14 protein-coding genes and 2 rRNA genes are annotated in these 18,658 nt (G+C 53.5%); 8 read left to right on the forward strand and 8 right to left on the reverse strand.

The window, feature by feature from the left end:
• Positions 1 to 174: 174 nt before the first annotated feature.
• Positions 175 to 3,081 (forward strand): 23S ribosomal RNA (locus PI91_RS05485).
• Between the two features lie 64 nt (positions 3,082 to 3,145).
• A 5S ribosomal RNA gene (rrf, locus tag PI91_RS05490) occupies positions 3,146 to 3,261 on the forward strand.
• Between the two features lie 97 nt (positions 3,262 to 3,358).
• Here the strand turns inward: rrf and mobB are convergent.
• Together mobB and mobA are read right to left on the reverse strand one after the other, a co-directional pair.
• Positions 3,359 to 3,862, reverse strand: a complete 504-nt coding sequence (mobB, locus tag PI91_RS05495; RefSeq protein ID WP_032654253.1) for a molybdopterin-guanine dinucleotide biosynthesis protein MobB — start codon at positions 3,860 to 3,862, stop codon at positions 3,359 to 3,361.
• The gene (gene mobA / locus PI91_RS05500) at positions 3,859 to 4,443 is read right to left on the reverse strand and encodes a molybdenum cofactor guanylyltransferase MobA (protein ID WP_023293674.1); all 585 of its coding nucleotides are present in this window, start codon (positions 4,441 to 4,443) and stop codon (positions 3,859 to 3,861) included. Before mobA ends, mobB begins: the two co-directional genes overlap by 4 nt.
• Positions 4,444 to 4,511: 68 nt before the next feature.
• Between mobA and PI91_RS05505 the strand changes: the two genes are divergently transcribed.
• The 3 genes from PI91_RS05505 to dsbA all read left to right on the forward strand — a co-directional run bounded on the left by PI91_RS05505 (position 4,512) and on the right by dsbA (position 6,493).
• Positions 4,512 to 4,781, forward strand: a complete 270-nt coding sequence (locus PI91_RS05505) for a YihD family protein (protein WP_039265608.1) — start codon at positions 4,512 to 4,514, stop codon at positions 4,779 to 4,781.
• A 75-nt stretch (positions 4,782 to 4,856) separates the two neighbouring features.
• Positions 4,857 to 5,843 (forward strand): serine/threonine protein kinase, encoded by a 987-nt coding sequence (locus PI91_RS05510; RefSeq protein ID WP_039265609.1) that lies wholly within the window; start codon positions 4,857 to 4,859, stop codon positions 5,841 to 5,843.
• A 26-nt stretch (positions 5,844 to 5,869) separates the two neighbouring features.
• Positions 5,870 to 6,493 (forward strand): thiol:disulfide interchange protein DsbA, encoded by a 624-nt coding sequence (dsbA, locus tag PI91_RS05515; protein ID WP_008501864.1) that lies wholly within the window; start codon positions 5,870 to 5,872, stop codon positions 6,491 to 6,493.
• 23 nt (positions 6,494 to 6,516) lie between these two features.
• On the opposite strand, the gene PI91_RS05520 is transcribed toward dsbA, so the two are convergent.
• On the reverse strand, positions 6,517 to 7,425 hold the full coding sequence (locus tag PI91_RS05520) for an acyltransferase (protein WP_039265610.1): 909 nt from the start codon (positions 7,423 to 7,425) through the stop codon (positions 6,517 to 6,519).
• A gap of 440 nt (positions 7,426 to 7,865) precedes the next feature.
• On the opposite strand from PI91_RS05520, the gene polA reads away from it, so the two are divergent.
• On the forward strand, positions 7,866 to 10,658 hold the full coding sequence (gene polA / locus PI91_RS05525) for a DNA polymerase I (protein ID WP_039265612.1): 2,793 nt from the start codon (positions 7,866 to 7,868) through the stop codon (positions 10,656 to 10,658).
• 312 nt (positions 10,659 to 10,970) lie between these two features.
• Here the strand turns inward: polA and yihA are convergent, their stop codons facing one another.
• Complete coding sequence (gene yihA, locus PI91_RS05530; protein ID WP_008501861.1) at positions 10,971 to 11,600, reverse strand: ribosome biogenesis GTP-binding protein YihA/YsxC; 630 nt, start codon at positions 11,598 to 11,600, stop codon at positions 10,971 to 10,973.
• Between the two features lie 580 nt (positions 11,601 to 12,180).
• Between yihA and yihI the strand changes: the two genes are divergently transcribed.
• Both yihI and hemN read left to right on the forward strand, forming a co-directional pair.
• Positions 12,181 to 12,696 (forward strand): Der GTPase-activating protein YihI, encoded by a 516-nt coding sequence (gene yihI, locus PI91_RS05535; RefSeq protein WP_008501860.1) that lies wholly within the window; start codon positions 12,181 to 12,183, stop codon positions 12,694 to 12,696.
• A 188-nt stretch (positions 12,697 to 12,884) separates the two neighbouring features.
• Positions 12,885 to 14,258 (forward strand): oxygen-independent coproporphyrinogen III oxidase, encoded by a 1,374-nt coding sequence (gene hemN, locus PI91_RS05540; protein ID WP_039265613.1) that lies wholly within the window; start codon positions 12,885 to 12,887, stop codon positions 14,256 to 14,258.
• A gap of 51 nt (positions 14,259 to 14,309) precedes the next feature.
• Here hemN and PI91_RS25585 read toward each other — a convergent pair whose 3' ends face one another.
• The 4 genes from PI91_RS25585 to glnA form a co-directional block, all read right to left on the reverse strand.
• Positions 14,310 to 14,420, reverse strand: a complete 111-nt coding sequence (locus PI91_RS25585) for a YshB family small membrane protein (protein ID WP_032622955.1) — start codon at positions 14,418 to 14,420, stop codon at positions 14,310 to 14,312.
• A gap of 110 nt (positions 14,421 to 14,530) precedes the next feature.
• Positions 14,531 to 15,943: a nitrogen regulation protein NR(I) gene (gene glnG, locus PI91_RS05550; RefSeq protein WP_039265614.1), complete on the reverse strand. Its 1,413-nt coding sequence runs from the start codon at positions 15,941 to 15,943 to the stop codon at positions 14,531 to 14,533.
• 11 nt (positions 15,944 to 15,954) lie between these two features.
• Positions 15,955 to 17,004: a nitrogen regulation protein NR(II) gene (gene glnL / locus PI91_RS05555; protein ID WP_008501857.1), complete on the reverse strand. Its 1,050-nt coding sequence runs from the start codon at positions 17,002 to 17,004 to the stop codon at positions 15,955 to 15,957.
• Between the two features lie 170 nt (positions 17,005 to 17,174).
• The gene (gene glnA / locus PI91_RS05560) at positions 17,175 to 18,584 is read right to left on the reverse strand and encodes a glutamate--ammonia ligase (protein WP_008501856.1); all 1,410 of its coding nucleotides are present in this window, start codon (positions 18,582 to 18,584) and stop codon (positions 17,175 to 17,177) included.
• Between the last annotated feature and the right edge of the window lie 74 nt (positions 18,585 to 18,658).

Genomic DNA, 18,658 nt, shown 5'->3' on the forward strand with positions numbered 1-18,658 from the left:
TTCGTGAGTGAAAGTCACCTGCCGTCATATCTCAAAACTGACTTGCGAGTCACGTTTGAGATATTTGCTCTTTAAAAATCTGGATCAAGCTGAAAATTGAAACGACACATCTTAAATGGTGTGTTCGAGTCTCTCAAATTTTCGCAATCAGAAGTGAAACATCTTCGGTTGTGAGGTTAAGCGACTAAGCGTACACGGTGGATGCCCTGGCAGTCAGAGGCGATGAAGGACGTGCTAATCTGCGAAAAGCGCCGGCGAGGTGATATGAACCTTTGACCCGGCGATGTCCGAATGGGGAAACCCAGTGTGATTCGTCACACTATCGTTAACTGAATACATAGGTTAACGAGGCGAACCGGGGGAACTGAAACATCTAAGTACCCCGAGGAAAAGAAATCAACCGAGATTCCCCCAGTAGCGGCGAGCGAACGGGGAGCAGCCCCAGAGTCTGAATCAGCTTGTGTGTTAGTGGAAGCGTCTGGAAAGTCGCACGGTACAGGGTGACAGTCCCGTACACGAAAGCACACAGGTTGTGAACTCGAAGAGTAGGGCGGGACACGTGGTATCCTGTCTGAATATGGGGGGACCATCCTCCAAGGCTAAATACTCCTGACTGACCGATAGTGAACCAGTACCGTGAGGGAAAGGCGAAAAGAACCCCGGCGAGGGGAGTGAAAATAGAACCTGAAACCGTGTACGTACAAGCAGTGGGAGCACCTTCGTGGTGTGACTGCGTACCTTTTGTATAATGGGTCAGCGACTTATATTCTGTAGCAAGGTTAACCGTATAGGGGAGCCGAAGGGAAACCGAGTCTTAACTGGGCGTTAAGTTGCAGGGTATAGACCCGAAACCCGGTGATCTAGCCATGGGCAGGTTGAAGGTTGGGTAACACTAACTGGAGGACCGAACCGACTAATGTTGAAAAATTAGCGGATGACTTGTGGCTGGGGGTGAAAGGCCAATCAAACCGGGAGATAGCTGGTTCTCCCCGAAAGCTATTTAGGTAGCGCCTCGTGAACTCATCTTCGGGGGTAGAGCACTGTTTCGGCTAGGGGGCCATCCCGGCTTACCAACCCGATGCAAACTACGAATACCGAAGAATGTTATCACGGGAGACACACGGCGGGTGCTAACGTCCGTCGTGAAGAGGGAAACAACCCAGACCGCCAGCTAAGGTCCCAAAGTCATGGTTAAGTGGGAAACGATGTGGGAAGGCACAGACAGCCAGGATGTTGGCTTAGAAGCAGCCATCATTTAAAGAAAGCGTAATAGCTCACTGGTCGAGTCGGCCTGCGCGGAAGATGTAACGGGGCTAAACCATGCACCGAAGCTGCGGCAGCGACACTATGTGTTGTTGGGTAGGGGAGCGTTCTGTAAGCCGTTGAAGGTGGCCTGTGAGGGTTGCTGGAGGTATCAGAAGTGCGAATGCTGACATAAGTAACGATAAAGCGGGTGAAAAGCCCGCTCGCCGGAAGACCAAGGGTTCCTGTCCAACGTTAATCGGGGCAGGGTGAGTCGACCCCTAAGGCGAGGCCGAAAGGCGTAGTCGATGGGAAACAGGTTAATATTCCTGTACTTGGTGTTACTGCGAAGGGGGGACGGAGAAGGCTATGTTAGCCGGGCGACGGTTGTCCCGGTTTAAGCATGTAGGCGGAACGATTAGGTAAATCCGGTCGTTTATTAACGCTGAGGTGTGATGACGAGGCACTACGGTGCTGAAGTAACAAATGCCCTGCTTCCAGGAAAAGCCTCTAAGCATCAGGTAACATCAAATCGTACCCCAAACCGACACAGGTGGTCAGGTAGAGAATACCAAGGCGCTTGAGAGAACTCGGGTGAAGGAACTAGGCAAAATGGTGCCGTAACTTCGGGAGAAGGCACGCTGATATGTAGGTGAAGCCCCTGCGGGTGGAGCTGAAATCAGTCGAAGATACCAGCTGGCTGCAACTGTTTATTAAAAACACAGCACTGTGCAAACACGAAAGTGGACGTATACGGTGTGACGCCTGCCCGGTGCCGGAAGGTTAATTGATGGGGTTAGCGGCAACGCGAAGCTCTTGATCGAAGCCCCGGTAAACGGCGGCCGTAACTATAACGGTCCTAAGGTAGCGAAATTCCTTGTCGGGTAAGTTCCGACCTGCACGAATGGCGTAATGATGGCCAGGCTGTCTCCACCCGAGACTCAGTGAAATTGAACTCGCTGTGAAGATGCAGTGTACCCGCGGCAAGACGGAAAGACCCCGTGAACCTTTACTATAGCTTGACACTGAACACTGGTCCTTGATGTGTAGGATAGGTGGGAGGCTTTGAAGTGTGGACGCCAGTCTGCATGGAGCCGTCCTTGAAATACCACCCTTTAATGGCTGGTGTTCTAACGTAGACCCGTGATCCGGGTTGCGGACAGTGTCTGGTGGGTAGTTTGACTGGGGCGGTCTCCTCCCAAAGAGTAACGGAGGAGCACGAAGGTTAGCTAATCCTGGTCGGACATCAGGAGGTTAGTGCAATGGCATAAGCTAGCTTGACTGCGAGAGTGACGGCTCGAGCAGGTGCGAAAGCAGGTCATAGTGATCCGGTGGTTCTGAATGGAAGGGCCATCGCTCAACGGATAAAAGGTACTCCGGGGATAACAGGCTGATACCGCCCAAGAGTTCATATCGACGGCGGTGTTTGGCACCTCGATGTCGGCTCATCACATCCTGGGGCTGAAGTAGGTCCCAAGGGTATGGCTGTTCGCCATTTAAAGTGGTACGCGAGCTGGGTTTAGAACGTCGTGAGACAGTTCGGTCCCTATCTGCCGTGGGCGCTGGAGAATTGAGGGGGGCTGCTCCTAGTACGAGAGGACCGGAGTGGACGCATCACTGGTGTTCGGGTTGTCATGCCAATGGCACTGCCCGGTAGCTAAATGCGGAAAAGATAAGTGCTGAAAGCATCTAAGCACGAAACTTGCCCCGAGATGAGTTCTCCCTGAGACTTTAAGTCTCCTGAAGGAACGTTGAAGACGACGACGTTGATAGGTCGGGTGTGTAAGCGCAGCGATGCGTTGAGCTAACCGATACTAATGAACCGTGAGGCTTAACCTTACAACGCCGAAGATGTTTTGGCGAAGAGACAGATTTTCAGCCTGATACAGATTAACAGAATTTGCCTGGCGGCTTTAGCGCGGTGGTCCCACCTGACCCCATGCCGAACTCAGAAGTGAAACGCCGTAGCGCCGATGGTAGTGTGGGGTCTCCCCATGTGAGAGTAGGGAACTGCCAGGCATCAAACAAGTGAAGAGGCCATCCGGAAGGATGGCCTTTTTGCGTTTCTGCGCCAAAAAACGGTAGGCCGGGTAAGGCAAAGCCGCCACCCGGCAAGTCAGACCGCACTCCACGCCACAATAAACTGCGCAATCCCGTCCACATCATTTAAATCCAGCACCGGAACCTCAAGTTCCACTGCCACATCGCTGGCCACCGCAATCACATGCTCATCCAGCGTTAACTCGCTCAAATCATGCCCGGCATCGCTTCTGAAAAGTAGGATCTTAGGCACGGCCTCATGCTTAAATCCCTCAACCAGCACCAGATCCAGCGTGGAGTGATCCATCCGGCTAACGAGATAAGCGAGATTCAGCGGCGCCTCATCCGGCGTTTCTGTCATTAACGCCCAGCGCTGAGGACTTGCTACCATCGTTTGTGCTGCTCCGGCCTTACGCAGCTCATAGCTGTCTTTTCCGGGCGTATCAATGTCCATGTTGTGATGACTATGCTTAATCAAACCAGGGCGAAGCCCTCTGGCACAAAGCGCAGGAATGAGCTTTTTCAACAGCGTGGTTTTCCCGGTCCCACTCCAGGCGGAAATGGCTACAACAGGTATCATCTTTTCTCCTGCATCATCTGCAAATCTTCACTCGTATTTACGTTCACAAACGCTGATTTCACATCGCTAAAATCAACGGAATGGCCTCCAGACTCACGCATAAAGACCATCACTCTGCGCTCTCCCGCGGCCAGGTAGGCCTGCAGAGCAGGCGCTAGCGATCGATGCATCAACGCGATAGCAGGATGGTCACGCTCGCCGTCATGCACCCAAACCACAGGAGCCGTACCACGAAGCAGGAACAGACGCTCGACAAGACAGGACGGAATAAACGGGGTATCGCAGGGGCAGAAGATGAACCACTCTCCGTGCGACTGTTGCATGACTGAAAGCATACCGGCAAGCGGGCCCGGGTAATTCTCAAGGCTATCCTGATAAACGGCGTACCCGCTTTGCCGGTAAGTGTCGATATGTCTGTTCGCGCTGATGGCCATTGCCGTCACCTGGCCGGCGAGCGTATCGGCGACATGCTGCCACAAGGGTTTTCCATTAAGAAGCTGAAGCCCCTTATCTTTACCGCCCATTCGTGTTGCTCTGCCGCCTGCCAGAACGACCCCGATGATTTCCTGGCTAACATTCACGAATATCGCCTCTTTTATTGTGGGATTGACCCTGCTAACGTGTCACTCTAAATGAAAGGAGCACCACCATGAAATGTAAACGTCTGAATGAAGTTATTGAACTCCTCCAGCCCGCCTGGCAAAAAGAGCCAGAGCTCAATCTGATGCAATTTTTACAGAAACTGGCAAAAGAGTCAGGTTTTGACGGCGATCTGGCAAACCTTTCTGACGACATCCTGATCTACCACCTTAAAATGCGCGACTCCGCCAAAGATGCTGTTATTCCTGGTATTCAGAAAGATTATGAGGAAGATTTTAAGACCGCATTGCTGCGCGCCCGAGGCGTAATTAAAGAGTAAAAGCTTGTAAGCGGCGGCACCGAAATCGCCACAAGATGATATCCTGAATCATTCGTATAATTTCCGGATGATCGGATGAACGACCAGGCTTTTACTTTCCAGACATTACACCCGGACACCATTATGGATGCCCTGTTTGAACAGGGTATTCGGGTGGATTCCGGGCTAACACCGTTAAACAGCTACGAAAACCGCGTCTATCAATTTCAGGACGAGGATCGTCAGCGCTATGTCGTAAAATTCTATCGTCCTGAACGCTGGTCCGCTGAACAAATTCAGGAAGAGCATCAGTTCGCTCACGATCTGCTGGATGACGATGTCCCCGTTGCCGCACCGCTAAAATTCAATAACCAAACGCTCCTTACGCACGAAGGGTATTACTACGCAGTATTCCCAAGTCTGGGTGGCCGTCAGTTTGAAGCGGATAATATCGATCAGATGGAGTGGGTTGCCCGCTATCTTGGGCGTATACACCAGACGGGACGCAAAAAAGCCTTTATTGCCCGCCCGACTATGGGGATTCAGGAATACCTTCTTGAACCGCGCACATTATTCGAAACGTCTGCAATGATCCCCGCAGCGCTAAAGGATGATTTCCTCAACGCCACCGATAAGCTTATTGCTGCAGTGAAAACCTGCTGGCGCGATGATATTTCCGTCCTGCGCCTGCATGGCGATTGTCACGCCGGGAATATTCTCTGGCGTGACGGCCCGCTGTTTGTCGATCTCGATGATGCGCGTATGGGGCCAGCGGTTCAGGACCTGTGGATGCTGCTGAATGGCGACAAAGCCGAGCAACGCATGCAGCTTGAAACCATTATTGAAGCTTATGAAGAATTTAGCCCGTTTAATTCAGACGAAATTGCCCTGATTGAGCCTTTACGTGCGATGCGTTTTGTTTATTATCTCGCATGGTTAATCAGGCGTTGGGACGATCCGGCATTTCCTCGCAATTTCCCGTGGCTTACCGAAGAGGATTACTGGCGTAGCCAGATATCTACATTTACTGAGCAGGTTAAGGTTCTTCAGGAGCCCCCTCTGCAATTAACGCCGATGTATTAATGGACACACCCAGGAGAGAGTTAATCATGAAAAAAATTTGGCTGGCGCTGGCAGGTATGATTCTGGCATTTAGCGCTTCTGCTGCACAGTTTACCGACGGCAAACAGTACATCACGCTGGAGAAGCCGGTCGCTGGCGAGCCACAGGTTCTGGAGTTCTTCTCGTTCTATTGCCCACACTGTTACCAGTTCGAGCAGGTGCTGCATGTCTCTGACAACGTGAAGAAAAAGCTGCCGGAAGGCACAAAAATGACCAAGTACCACGTCGAGTTCCTGGGCCCATTGGGTAAAGACCTGACTCAGGCATGGGCGGTGGCGATGGCACTGGGCGTAGAAGATAAGATCACTTCGCCAATGTTTGAAGCCGTACAGAAAACCCAGACCGTTCAGACCACTGCGGATATCCGTAAAGTGTTCGTTGATGCCGGCGTGAAAGGTGAAGAGTACGATGCCGCATGGAACAGCTTCGTGGTGAAATCACTGGTTGCCCAGCAGGAAAAAGCGGCTGCTGACCTCCAGCTTCAGGGCGTTCCGGCGATGTTTGTTAACGGCAAATATCAGCTGAACATGCAGGGCATGGACACCAGCAGCATGGATATTTTCGTTCAGCAGTATGCAGATACCGTGAAATACCTGGTTGAGAAGAAGTAATTTCGTTGATGTAAAAACGCCGGTCACTGACCGGCGTTTTTGTATGAAGATTTTATCTTGTCTATCTGTTCGTCTTTCTCTTTCCAGAGCGTATTAAGCCACTGCTGGAAACGACGTTTGAAGTTCTTATCGTTTACGTAATCACCGTGCAGTTCAGCGTCAATCGGAACCAGGTCGACGTGCACGACAATACGCGTCAGTTTGCCGCTGAGCATATCGAAGAACGGCGTCTTATCGTTTTCCGGATAGCAGAGCGTGACGTTAAGAAGTTTATCGAACTGTGCTCCCAGCACGTTAAGCGCCATCGCAATCCCCGCTGCCTTTGGCGGCAACAGATGCTGATACGGAGAGCGAGTTTGCTGGCGCTTCTCTTCCGTAAACCGGGAGCCTTCAACAAAGTTCACGATGGTCGTTGGATGCGCACGAAACTTTTCACAGGAGCGGCGCGTGGTCTCCACATCCTTACCGCGACGTTCCGGATGACGAATCAAATAGCTGCGCGAATAGCGTTTCATAAACGGCATATCGAGCGCCCAGCAGGCCAGCCCGATAAAAGGCACCCAGGCGAGCTGTTGTTTCAGGAAATATTTGTTCATCGGGATGTGTTTGCGAAAAAGCACGCATAACACCACGATGTCCGCCCAGCTGTGGTGATTGCAGATCAGCAGGTACCAGTTCTTTTTGTTAAGGTTCTCCAGCCCTTTGACATCCCACTTCAGGTGCGAGTTAAGGCGCAACAGGATCGCCAGTCCTTCGCACCAGCAATACATCATGAAATTACAAAATGCGGACACGGCTCGCCACACCACGGATACAGGCAGCAGCAGTTTAATGATCCCGGCGAGAATGATCGGTACGGAACAGGCGATCGTCACCAGGATAGTTAAAATGATGCTTAGCAGTAATGTTATTGCAGCGAGAAATCTCGACATGATGAGCTTTTTCAGGTAGTTAGCTGTAAGTGAGCGACCGGCTAGTCGACGCTGGGCGCTGATTTTACCAGAAAACAGACAAATGAATGGCGCTTTCACAGGGTGATTTGGCGGCTTTTACCCCGGCGCAGAAGATTTCGCTGTCGTTCTGCGTAAATCAAGGCTTATATCCACATAGACTAAATTGCCATCAGTTGGCCATATAGAGGCGATCTCATAACATAACAATCTGATAATTAAGATCTAAATATTGCCTTATATGTATTTTTTACGTCTGTTATTCATATGAAGTGAAAATACTCACAAACTTATCCACAGTTTGATTTTTACGAGCGATCCTCACGATCGCAAAATCTTTTCCTGTATCGGGCCTGAATAACTGATGTTTTCATCCTTCTGTGGCATCCTTTACGCATAAATTGATTAAAGGCACGGACATTATGGTTCAGATCCCAGAAAACCCTCTTATTCTCGTCGATGGCTCTTCTTACCTGTATCGGGCGTACCATGCGTTTCCTCCTCTGACCAACAGCGCAGGGGAACCTACCGGCGCAATGTATGGCGTGCTGAATATGCTGCGCAGCCTGCTCCTTCAGTATCAGCCAACCCATGCGGCCGTCGTGTTTGATGCGAAAGGCAAAACGTTCCGCGACGAGTTGTTTGAACATTACAAATCCCACCGTCCGCCAATGCCTGACGATCTGCGTGCGCAGATAGAGCCGCTGCATGCGATGGTGAAAGCGATGGGTCTGCCGCTGCTGGCCGTTTCTGGGGTTGAAGCGGATGACGTCATCGGTACGCTGGCGCGTGAAGCCGAAAAGATGGGTCGTCCGGTACTGATTAGCACCGGTGATAAAGATATGGCGCAGCTGGTGACGCCAGGGATTACCCTGATTAACACTATGACCAACACCATTCTTGGGCCGGAAGAGGTGGTTGCAAAATATGGCGTGCCGCCAGAGTTGATTATCGATTTCCTCGCGTTGATGGGCGACTCCTCGGATAACATTCCTGGTGTCCCTGGCGTCGGTGAGAAAACCGCGCAGGCGCTGCTTCAGGGGCTGGGCGGGCTGGATACGCTCTACGCGGAATCAGACAAAATCGCCGGTCTCTCCTTCCGTGGTGCCAAAACCATGGCTGGGAAGCTGGAAGAGAACAAAGAGGTGGCTTATCTCTCTTATAAGCTGGCCACAATCAAAACCGATGTCGAGCTCGAACTGGGCTGTGAACAGCTGGAAGTGCAGCAGCCTTCTGCGGACGAGCTTCTAAGCCTGTTTAAGAAATACGAATTTAAGCGCTGGACCACTGACGTGGAAGCCGGTAAATGGCTGCAGGCAAAAGGGGCAAAACCTTCCACAAAGCCGAAGGAGACGATTGTCGTTGATGCAGAAGAGCAGGCGGAAGAAGAAGCCGTGGCGCTTTCCTTCGACAATTATGAAACTCTTCTTGAAGAGTCACAGCTCATTGCCTGGATCGAGAAACTGAAAAAGGCGCCGGTCTTTGCCTTTGACACCGAAACGGACAGTCTCGATAACATCTCTGCCAATATGGTAGGCCTGTCATTTGCGACAGAGCCAGGTCATGCGGCCTATGTTCCCGTGGCGCACGATTACCTGGACGCGCCGGAACAGATCTCCCGTGAACGCGTGCTTGAACTGCTGAAGCCGATTCTGGAAGATGAAAAGGCGCTCAAGGTTGGGCAAAACCTCAAGTACGACCGCGGCATTCTGCAAAACTACGGCATTGAACTGCGCGGGATCGCCTTCGACACCATGCTTGAATCTTACATTCTGGACAGCGTCGCGGGCCGCCATGATATGGATTCCTTATCTGACCGCTGGCTCAAGCATAAAACCATCACCTTCGAAGAGATTGCCGGCAAAGGGAAAAATCAGCTCACCTTTAACCAGATTGCTCTTGAAGAGGCAGGACGCTACGCGGCGGAAGACGCTGACGTTACGCTGCAGCTCCACCTGAAGATGTGGCCAAAACTGCAAAAGCACGAAGGTCCGCTGAATGTGTTCCAGCATATTGAGATGCCGCTGGTACCCGTGCTGTCCCGCATTGAACGCAACGGCGTGAAAATCGATCCAACGGTGCTGCATAACCACTCCGGGGAGCTGGCGCAGCGCCTGACCGAGCTGGAGCAAAAAGCGCATGAGCTTGCAGGCGAGCCGTTTAACCTCTCTTCACCGAAGCAGCTGCAAACCATTTTGTTTGAAAAGCAGGGCATCAAGCCGCTGAAGAAAACCCCTGGCGGTGCGCCTTCAACCTCTGAAGAGGTGCTGGAAGAGCTGGCGCTGGACTACCCGCTGCCAAAAGTGATTCTGCAGTACCGTGGTCTCGCGAAGCTGAAGTCTACCTACACTGATAAGCTTCCGCTGATGATCAACCCGAAAACGGGCCGCGTGCACACCTCATATCATCAGGCTGTCGCGGCGACCGGTCGTCTCTCGTCAACCGATCCCAACCTGCAGAACATCCCGGTACGTAACGAAGAGGGCCGCCGTATTCGCCAGGCTTTCATCGCACCAGAGGATTATCTGATTGTCTCTGCTGACTACTCGCAAATTGAGCTGCGCATTATGGCGCATCTGTCCCGCGACAAAGGCCTGCTGACCGCGTTTGCCGAAGGGAAGGATATCCACCGGGCAACCGCGGCGGAAGTCTTCGGCTTGCCGCTGGACAGCGTGACCAACGAACAGCGCCGCAGCGCTAAAGCGATCAACTTCGGTCTGATCTACGGCATGAGCGCGTTCGGCCTTTCACGCCAGCTCAATATTCCACGTAAAGAGTCGCAGAAGTATATGGATCTCTACTTCGAGCGCTACCCGGGCGTGCTGGAATATATGGAACGTACCCGCGCGCAGGCGAAAGAGAAAGGCTACGTTGAAACGCTGGACGGCCGCCGTCTCTACCTCCCGGACATCAAATCCAGCAACGCGGCGCGCCGCGCGGGCGCAGAGCGTGCCGCGATCAACGCCCCGATGCAGGGGACCGCGGCGGACATTATTAAGCGTGCAATGATCGCCGTGGATGCCTGGCTCGAGAAAGAGAAACCGCGTGTGAAAATGATCATGCAGGTACACGATGAACTGGTATTTGAAGTGCACAAGGACGACCTCGACGCCGTGTCGAAGAAGATCCACGAACTGATGGAAAGCAGCATGAAGCTGGACGTGCCGTTGCTGGTGGAAGTGGGAAGTGGTGAAAACTGGGATCAGGCTCACTAAGGGTTCTTCGCATAACGCGCTTTTTATGTAAGTTTGCAACATGGCAACGCGAGTTTTGTGACGATCATTAGAATTCCCTATGTAAAGAATGAAAAAAAACTACAAAAAGTGCTTTTTCTGCAACACAAAAAGGGGTAGAGTTATCGGCGTAGGGTACAGAGGTAAGATGTTCTATCTTTCAGACCTTTTACTTCACGTAATCGGATTTGGCTGAATATTTTAGCCGCCCCAGTCAGTAATGACTGGGGCGTTTTTTATTGCGGCAAAGAAATGTTCAGGCAAAAAAAAGCGCGGCCATTGCCGCGCTCGGTATTACTCTTCTTCCGCTTCCGTCGCGGGTTCCAGCTCGCTAAACCAGGTGTCGAGCTTCTGACGCAGCTTGTCCACGCCCTGCTTTTTCAGCGAGGAGAACGGCTCAACCTGCACATCGCCGTTGAACGCCAGCACCGCTTCGCGAACCATATTCACCTGCGCTTTACGCGCGCCGCTTGCCAGCTTATCGGCTTTCGTCAGCAGCACCAGCACGGCGATATCGCTTGCCACCGCCCAGTCGATCATCTGCTGATCGAGATCTTTCAGCGGGTGGCGAATATCCATCAATACCACCAGACCTTTCAGGCACATGCGTTTTTCGAGGTATTCACCCAGCGCACGCTGCCATTTGATTTTCATCTCTTCGGGTACCTGCGCATAACCGTACCCCGGTAAGTCGACCAGGCGTTTGCCCTCTGCGACTTCAAACAGGTTGATCAGCTGGGTACGGCCAGGTGTTTTTGAGGTACGCGCCAGGTTCTTCTGATTGGTCAGCGTATTCAGGGCGCTGGATTTCCCCGCATTAGAGCGGCCAGCAAAGGCCACTTCAATACCGGTATCAGAGGGGAGGTGGCGAATATCGGGCGCACTGGTGACAAAATGCGTCTGTTGGTAGTTCCAGGTAGTCACGTGGTCGTCTCCAAAAATCGTAATCTGAGGGGGATTATACCTGAATGCGGGCAAAAGACTTTTTTCATTGCACTCAGCCTGTAGGCTTAAGCCCTGGCCGCTGTGAGAGATTGGCTATACGTACTATGGGAGATTTCAGAGAAATCGCAGGAGCAAGAAAAAGGCAAACTGTTTTAAATCATCATCTTATTTCCAGGTAATTATCTGAAAATCCGTTTTTGTACCGTTTCGTTGCTTGTTAGTTTAAGCGAACACGGTAAAGTATGCGGCAAGGCGAGGAAGCCAACAGGATGATGACTTAAGGATAAGGGTCAGGAGCGCCAGGAGGCGAAGACGCAGGATTGTCAGGACGACCAGCGCCTGGAGGCGTTTTAACAGGAAATGGAACCGTATCACGGACGGTATTAGCCAAGGGATAAACAGGGTTTGTTGTTGGCAAACATGGAATGTCTGACCCGTTAAGGGTTGTGAGTCAGGAAAAAAGGCGACAGATTGCTCTGTCGCCTTTTTTCTTTGCTTGCTTTCTGCTAGATTTCGCCGCAATTCTATACTGAAGAAAACGACTTAAAGATAAAACATCATGAAAAAACCAACCTCCGCTGCGGGCGCGAAACGCCCTGCAAAAGCACGCCGCAAAACGCGCGAAGAACTGAACCAGGAAGCGCGCGACCGCAAACGCGACAAAAAACATCGCGGTCATGCTGCGGGTAGCCGTGCCAACGGTGGTGGTGCAGCGGGCGCTTCTGCAAAAAGCAAGCAGCAGAAAGATCCTCGTATCGGCAGTAAAACTCCCATTCCACTGGGCGTGACAGACACCCCGGTCACTAAGCAGCACAAACCAAAGAGCGAGAAACCTATGCTTTCACCGCAGGCTGAGCTGGATTTGCTGGAGAACGATGAGCGCCTGGACGCGCTGCTGGAACGTCTTGAAGAGGGTGAAACCCTGACCGCCGAAGAGCAGTCATGGGTGGATGCCAAACTGGATCGCATCGACGAGCTGATGCAGAAGCTGGGTCTGTCTTACGATGACGAAGACGACGAAGAAGAAGACGAAAAGCAGGAAGATATGATGCGTCTTCTGAAGGGTGGAAACTAACATTTGCACCCGGCAGGCTCGATAGTCCTGCTTATAACCCTTCCGGTTATATGTTATCTGGTGTGGTTATTCGTTAAACTACGGCGGTTGTCGCGGCGACAGAAGTGGCTGCGCACCCGAATGATGGCCCGCAATGGGGTCAGAACGGGCCGCCGTATACGAACGCGACACCAACGGAAGGAGTGAGCATGTCAGCACCAACTATCGACTGGGATTTGGCCCTAATCCAGAAATATAACTATTCCGGGCCGCGTTATACGTCATACCCCACCGCGCTGGAGTTCTCCGATGCCTTCGGCGAGGAGGATTTTCAGCAGGCTGTCGCGCGCTATCCTGAGCGTCCGCTGTCGCTCTATGTCCATATTCCGTTCTGCCACAAGCTTTGCTACTTCTGCGGCTGCAATAAAATCGTGACCCGCCAGCAGCATAAAGCCGACCAGTATCTTGACGCGCTCGAACAGGAAATTGTGCATCGCGCGCCGCTGTTTAAAGGCCGTCACGTCAGCCAGCTTCACTGGGGCGGCGGTACGCCAACCTATCTGAACAAAGCGCAGATAAGCCGCCTGATGACCCTGCTGCGCGGCAATTTCGGTTTTAACGACGATGCTGAAATCTCGATCGAAGTCGATCCGCGCGAAATTGAGCTGGATGTGCTGGATCACTTACGCGCAGAAGGCTTCAACCGCCTGAGCATGGGCGTGCAGGACTTCAATAAAGAGGTTCAGCGTCTGGTGAACCGCGAGCAGGACGAAGACTTTATTTTTGCCTTACTCAACCATGCGCGTGACATCGGTTTTACCTCGACCAACATCGACCTGATTTACGGTCTGCCAAAGCAGACGCCGGAAAGCTTCGCCTTTACGCTGAAGCGCGTGGCTGAACTCAGTCCGGACCGCCTGAGCGTCTTTAACTACGCGCATCTGCCGACGCTCTTTGCCGCCCAGCGCAAAATCAAAGATGCCGATCTGCCTTCTGCCCAGCAGAAGCTGGATATCCTGCAGGAAACCATCACCTCGCTGACCGAAACCGGCTATCAGTTTATCGGCATGGATCACTTTGCCCGTCCTGATGACGAGCTGGCCGTTGCTCAGCGCGAAGGGGTACTGCACCGCAACTTCCAGGGCTACACGACCCAGGGCGATACCGATCTGCTCGGCATGGGCGTCTCCGCCATCAGCATGATCGGCGACTGCTACGCGCAGAACCAGAAAGAGCTAAAGCTGTATTACCAGCAGGTGGATGAGACCGGCAACGCGCTGTGGCGCGGCATCGCATTAACCCGTGACGACTGCATCCGTCGCGATGTGATTAAGGCGCTTATCTGCAACTTCCGTCTCGATTTCAGGGACGTGGAAGCGCAGTGGGCGCTGAACTTCAGCGATTATTTCGCGGAAGATCTGAAGCTTCTGGCGCCGCTGGCGAAAGACGGGCTGGTGGATGTGTCGGAGGGCGCGATTGAGGTCACGCCGAAAGGGCGTCTGTTGATCCGCAATATCTGCATGTGCTTCGACGCATATCTGCGTCAGAAAGCGCGTATGCAGCAGTTCTCGCGGGTGATTTAAACGGTAATGCCGGGTAAGCGAAGCGCCACCCGGCTTTTCATCGCCAACTCGCTAGCTAAACAGCCCAACCAGCGCCGCACACAGCACCGCCGCAACGGCGGTTTGTGGCGTGTGGCTTTCAGCGGCTCCGCTAGAGAGCATATTCACGAATGTTTCCAGCATGATGTTCACCCCCAATTTCCGGGCACGATCATACAAAACTCATCGGAACAGTAAAGCGCAAAATAACGGCAATTTGCGCTCAATTAATAACCTTTACACAAGCGCGGATATTACTCCATTCCCAGCTCTTTCAGCTTGCGCGTCAGGGTATTGCGTCCCCATCCTAACAGGCGAGCGGCTTCCTGCTTATGACCCTGGGTATGACGAAGCGCGGTGGTCAACAGCGTACGCTCCATCTCAGGCTGAGCCTCAGACAGCAGGTTTTGATGACCGGAACGCAGCGCGCGGTCGGCCCACTGCGCCAGCAGCGTCGCCCAGCTGTCCGGCAGCGCGTGTCCGCTACTGCTTTCCGGCGCGGTCGCCTCAAACAGCTCGGCCGGTAAATCCTGAATCAGCACTTCCTGACCGGCAGCCATCACGGTTAACCAGCGGCAGGTGTTTTCCAGCTGACGCACGTTGCCCGGCCACGCCAGACGCGTCAGAGCGGCATCGGTTTCGGGATGAAGCTGCTTAGCTTCCACACCCAGCTCGCGGGCAGCCACCTGCAGGAAATGACGCGCCAGGCGGGGAATATCTTCCCGGCGTCCACGCAGCGGCGGCAGATGAACGCGAATGACATTCAGGCGATGGAATAAATCCTCACGGAATTTGCCTTCCTGCACGCGCTGCTCCAGGTTCTGGTGGGTCGCGGCGATAATACGCACGTCCACCTTCACCGGCGCATAACCGCCCACGCGGTAAAACTGCCCGTCGGCCAGCACGCGCAGCAGACGGGTCTGTACGTCCAGCGGCATATCGCCGATCTCATCCAGGAACAGCGTGCCGCCGTCAGCCTGTTCGAAGCGCCCCTGGCGAATGGTATTTGCGCCGGTAAACGCCCCTTTTTCGTGCCCGAAAAGCTCGGATTCAATCAAGTCCTTTGGGATCGCCGCCATATTCAGGGCGATAAACGGCGCTTTTGCCCGCGGGCTGTGGCGATGCAGGGCATGGGCCACAAGCTCTTTACCGGTCCCCGATTCGCCGTTGATCAAGACGCTGATGGAGGAGCGGGACAGACGGCCAATAATGCGAAACACGTCCTGCATCGCCGGCGCTTCGCCGATGATGTCGGTGGTTGGCCCAAAATCGGGCGCGTGGCGCGGCTGTTGCTGCTCCTGATAATGGCTAATCGCGCGCTCAACCAGCGCCACCGCTTCGTCGATATCAAACGGTTTGGGCAGATAATCGAATGCCCCTTGCTGGTAAGCGCTCACCGCGGCATCCAGATCGGAATGAGCCGTCATTATGATGACCGGAAGCATAGGGTGGCGTTGTTTGATCTGCTTTAACAGCGCCAGCCCGTCCATGCCCGGCATACGGATATCCGACAGCAGAACATCGGGCGTTTTAGTGGTGAGTGCGTCGAGCACTTCGCTGCCGCTCTCAAACGTCGTGCAGCTTAATCCAGCCCCTGTGAGCGCGCGTTCAAGCACCCAACGGATGGAGCTATCGTCATCGACTACCCAGACTATCCCTCGTTGCATAAACGTCACCTTTATTTTTTAATCGGCAGGAAAACCGAAAACTCGGTATGTCCCGGCCAACTGGTAAATTCAATTTTTCCAGAGTGTTGGTCGATCAAACTGCGGGCAATGGATAAGCCCAGGCCGGTTCCGCCTTCGCGGCCGCTGACCATCGGGTAGAACAGAGTGTCCTGAAGATGCGATGGAATACCGGGGCCGTTATCCTCGACGTCGATACGGGCCGCAAGCCGATAGCGCACGCCGTGTAACGTGAGCTGGAAGGCGGTTCGGGTGCGCAAAATAATCTCGCCCCCTTCCGGTCCCAGCGCCTGCAGGGCATTGCGCACTATATTCAACAGGACCTGCTCAATCTGATCCGGGTCATGGGCCAGTTCCGGCAGGCTTGGGTCGTAATCACGCACCAGCGTGACGTTCTCCGGCAGCTCCATCGAGACGAGCTTCACCACCCGCTCGGCCACTTTATGGATGCTTTCTGTGACGTGCATTCCCGGCTGCTGTGGCCCGAGAAGACGGTCAACCAGATTCCGCAGGCGGTCCGCCTGCTCGATGATGACGTTGGTATACTCCGCCAGCGCAGGGTCGGGCAGCGCCTTGGTCAGAAGCTGCGCCGCGCCGCGTAATCCGCCCAGCGGGTTTTTGATTTCATGCGCCAGGCCGCGCACCAGGTCTCGGGCGGCAATTTGCTGCGCATGCTGAAGCTGCTCCTGGCTCAGGCGACGCTGATTATCCATCGGCGCCATTTCCAGCAGGATCAAGCCTTCGGGAAGACGTTGCGCGGTCAGCGACAGAATGTGCGAGCGCCCGTCGATCACCAGCGTCACTTCGTTATCGGTGAAACCCTGGCCCGCCTGTAAACTTTCCTGCATCAGGCCAATATTCAGCGAAAAATAGCTCAGAAGTTCCGGAAGCGGGGTGCCGAACAGTTTGCGTGCGCTTTGGGCGAGCAGCTGCTGTGCCGCCGGGTTGGCGTAATGAACGGCCAGCTCGTCATCCACCAGCAAAATGCTGTTAATCAAAGAATTGAGGATCTGCCCAGCATCGGGCAGCGTGCCAGTTGCCATTCAGCAGTCTCCTGGAGTCGTTTGCACTAATTTAGTGCAGTATAGCGTTTTCGGCGTCAAAAGCGCGTGAGATCAGGTTGTTGGTGGAGAAAAAAGCCCATCCGGAGATGGGCTAAAAGTTTCCACGGCAACTACTCCCGGCGCTTGTCACGCCGGGTAAAACAACTTAATTAAACGCTGTAGTACAGTTCGAACTCAACCGGATGCGGCGTCATACGCACGCGGTCGTTCTCTTCAGTACGCAGGGCGATGTAAGCATCGATAGCGTCGTCAGTGAATACGCCACCTGCGGTCAGGAACTCGCGGTCTGCGTCCAGCGCCTGCAGGGCTTCTTCCAGAGAGCCAGCAACCTGTGGGATCTCTTTCGCTTCTTCTGGCGGCAGGTCGTACAGGTTTTTGTCCATCGCTTCGCCTGGGTGGATCTTGTTCTTGATACCGTCCAGACCGGCCATCAGCAGTGCTGCGAAGCACAGGTATGGGTTAGCCGCTGGATCCGGGAAGCGAACTTCGATACGACGGGCTTTAGGAGACGCCACCACCGGGATACGGATAGAAGCAGAACGGTTACGCGCAGAGTAGGCCAGCATCACTGGCGCTTCGTAGCCCGGGACCAGACGCTTGTAGGAGTTGGTGGTTGGGTTCGCCAGGGCGTTGATCGCTTTAGCGTGTTTGATTACGCCGCCAATGTAGTACAGCGCCTGCTCGGACAGACCGGCATATTTGTCACCAGAGAACAGGTTGGTACCGTTCTTGGACAGAGACATGTGGCAGTGCATACCGGAACCGTTGTCGCCAAACATTGGTTTTGGCATGAAAGTCGCAGTTTTACCGAAACGGTGCGCAACGTTGTGCACAACGTATTTGTAGATCTGAATTTCGTCCGCTTTTTTGGTCATGGTGTTGAAGCGGGTAGCCACTTCGTTCTGACCCGCAGTCGCCACTTCGTGGTGGTGAGCTTCAACAACCAGGCCCATCTCTTCCATCACCAGACACATGGTAGAACGAATGTCCTGTGCAGAGTCGACCGGAGGAACCGGGAAGTAACCGCCTTTCACGCCTGGACGGTGACCTTTGTTACCACCTTCGTATTTGGTGGAGGAGTTCCATGCGCCTTCGATGTCGTCGATAGCCACGTGGGAGCCAGAGATAGAGGCACCAAAACGGATGTCATCAAACAGGAAGAACTCTGGCTCTGGCCCGAACAGAACGGTGTCCGCGATGCCGGTAGAACGCAGGTACTCTTCAGCGCGTTTCGCGATAGAACGTGGGTCGCGGTCGTAGCCCTGCAGCGTGCCTGGCTCGAGGATGTCGCAACGGATGATCAGGGTAGGTTCTTCGAAGAACGGATCAATGACCGCAGTGGTTGCATCTGGCATCAGAACCATGTCGGATTCGTTAATGCCTTTCCAGCCACCAATGGAGGAGCCGTCAAACATTTTGCCTTCTTCAAAGAATTCGGCGTTCACCTGATGAGCAGGGATTGTGACGTGCTGTTCTTTACCTTTGGTGTCGGTGAAGCGGAGATCAACAAACTTCACTTCATGTTCGTTCAGCATCGTCAAAACGTGTTCAGCGGACATACTTAACTCTCCAGATTGGTCATTGTCGTCGTGGTAACGAGGTCTTCAGTTTCTGTTTGTACTGGCTGTTGCCA

Source organism: Enterobacter sp. FB (genome assembly GCF_000805795.1).
Classification (GTDB): domain Bacteria; phylum Pseudomonadota; class Gammaproteobacteria; order Enterobacterales; family Enterobacteriaceae; genus Enterobacter; species Enterobacter roggenkampii.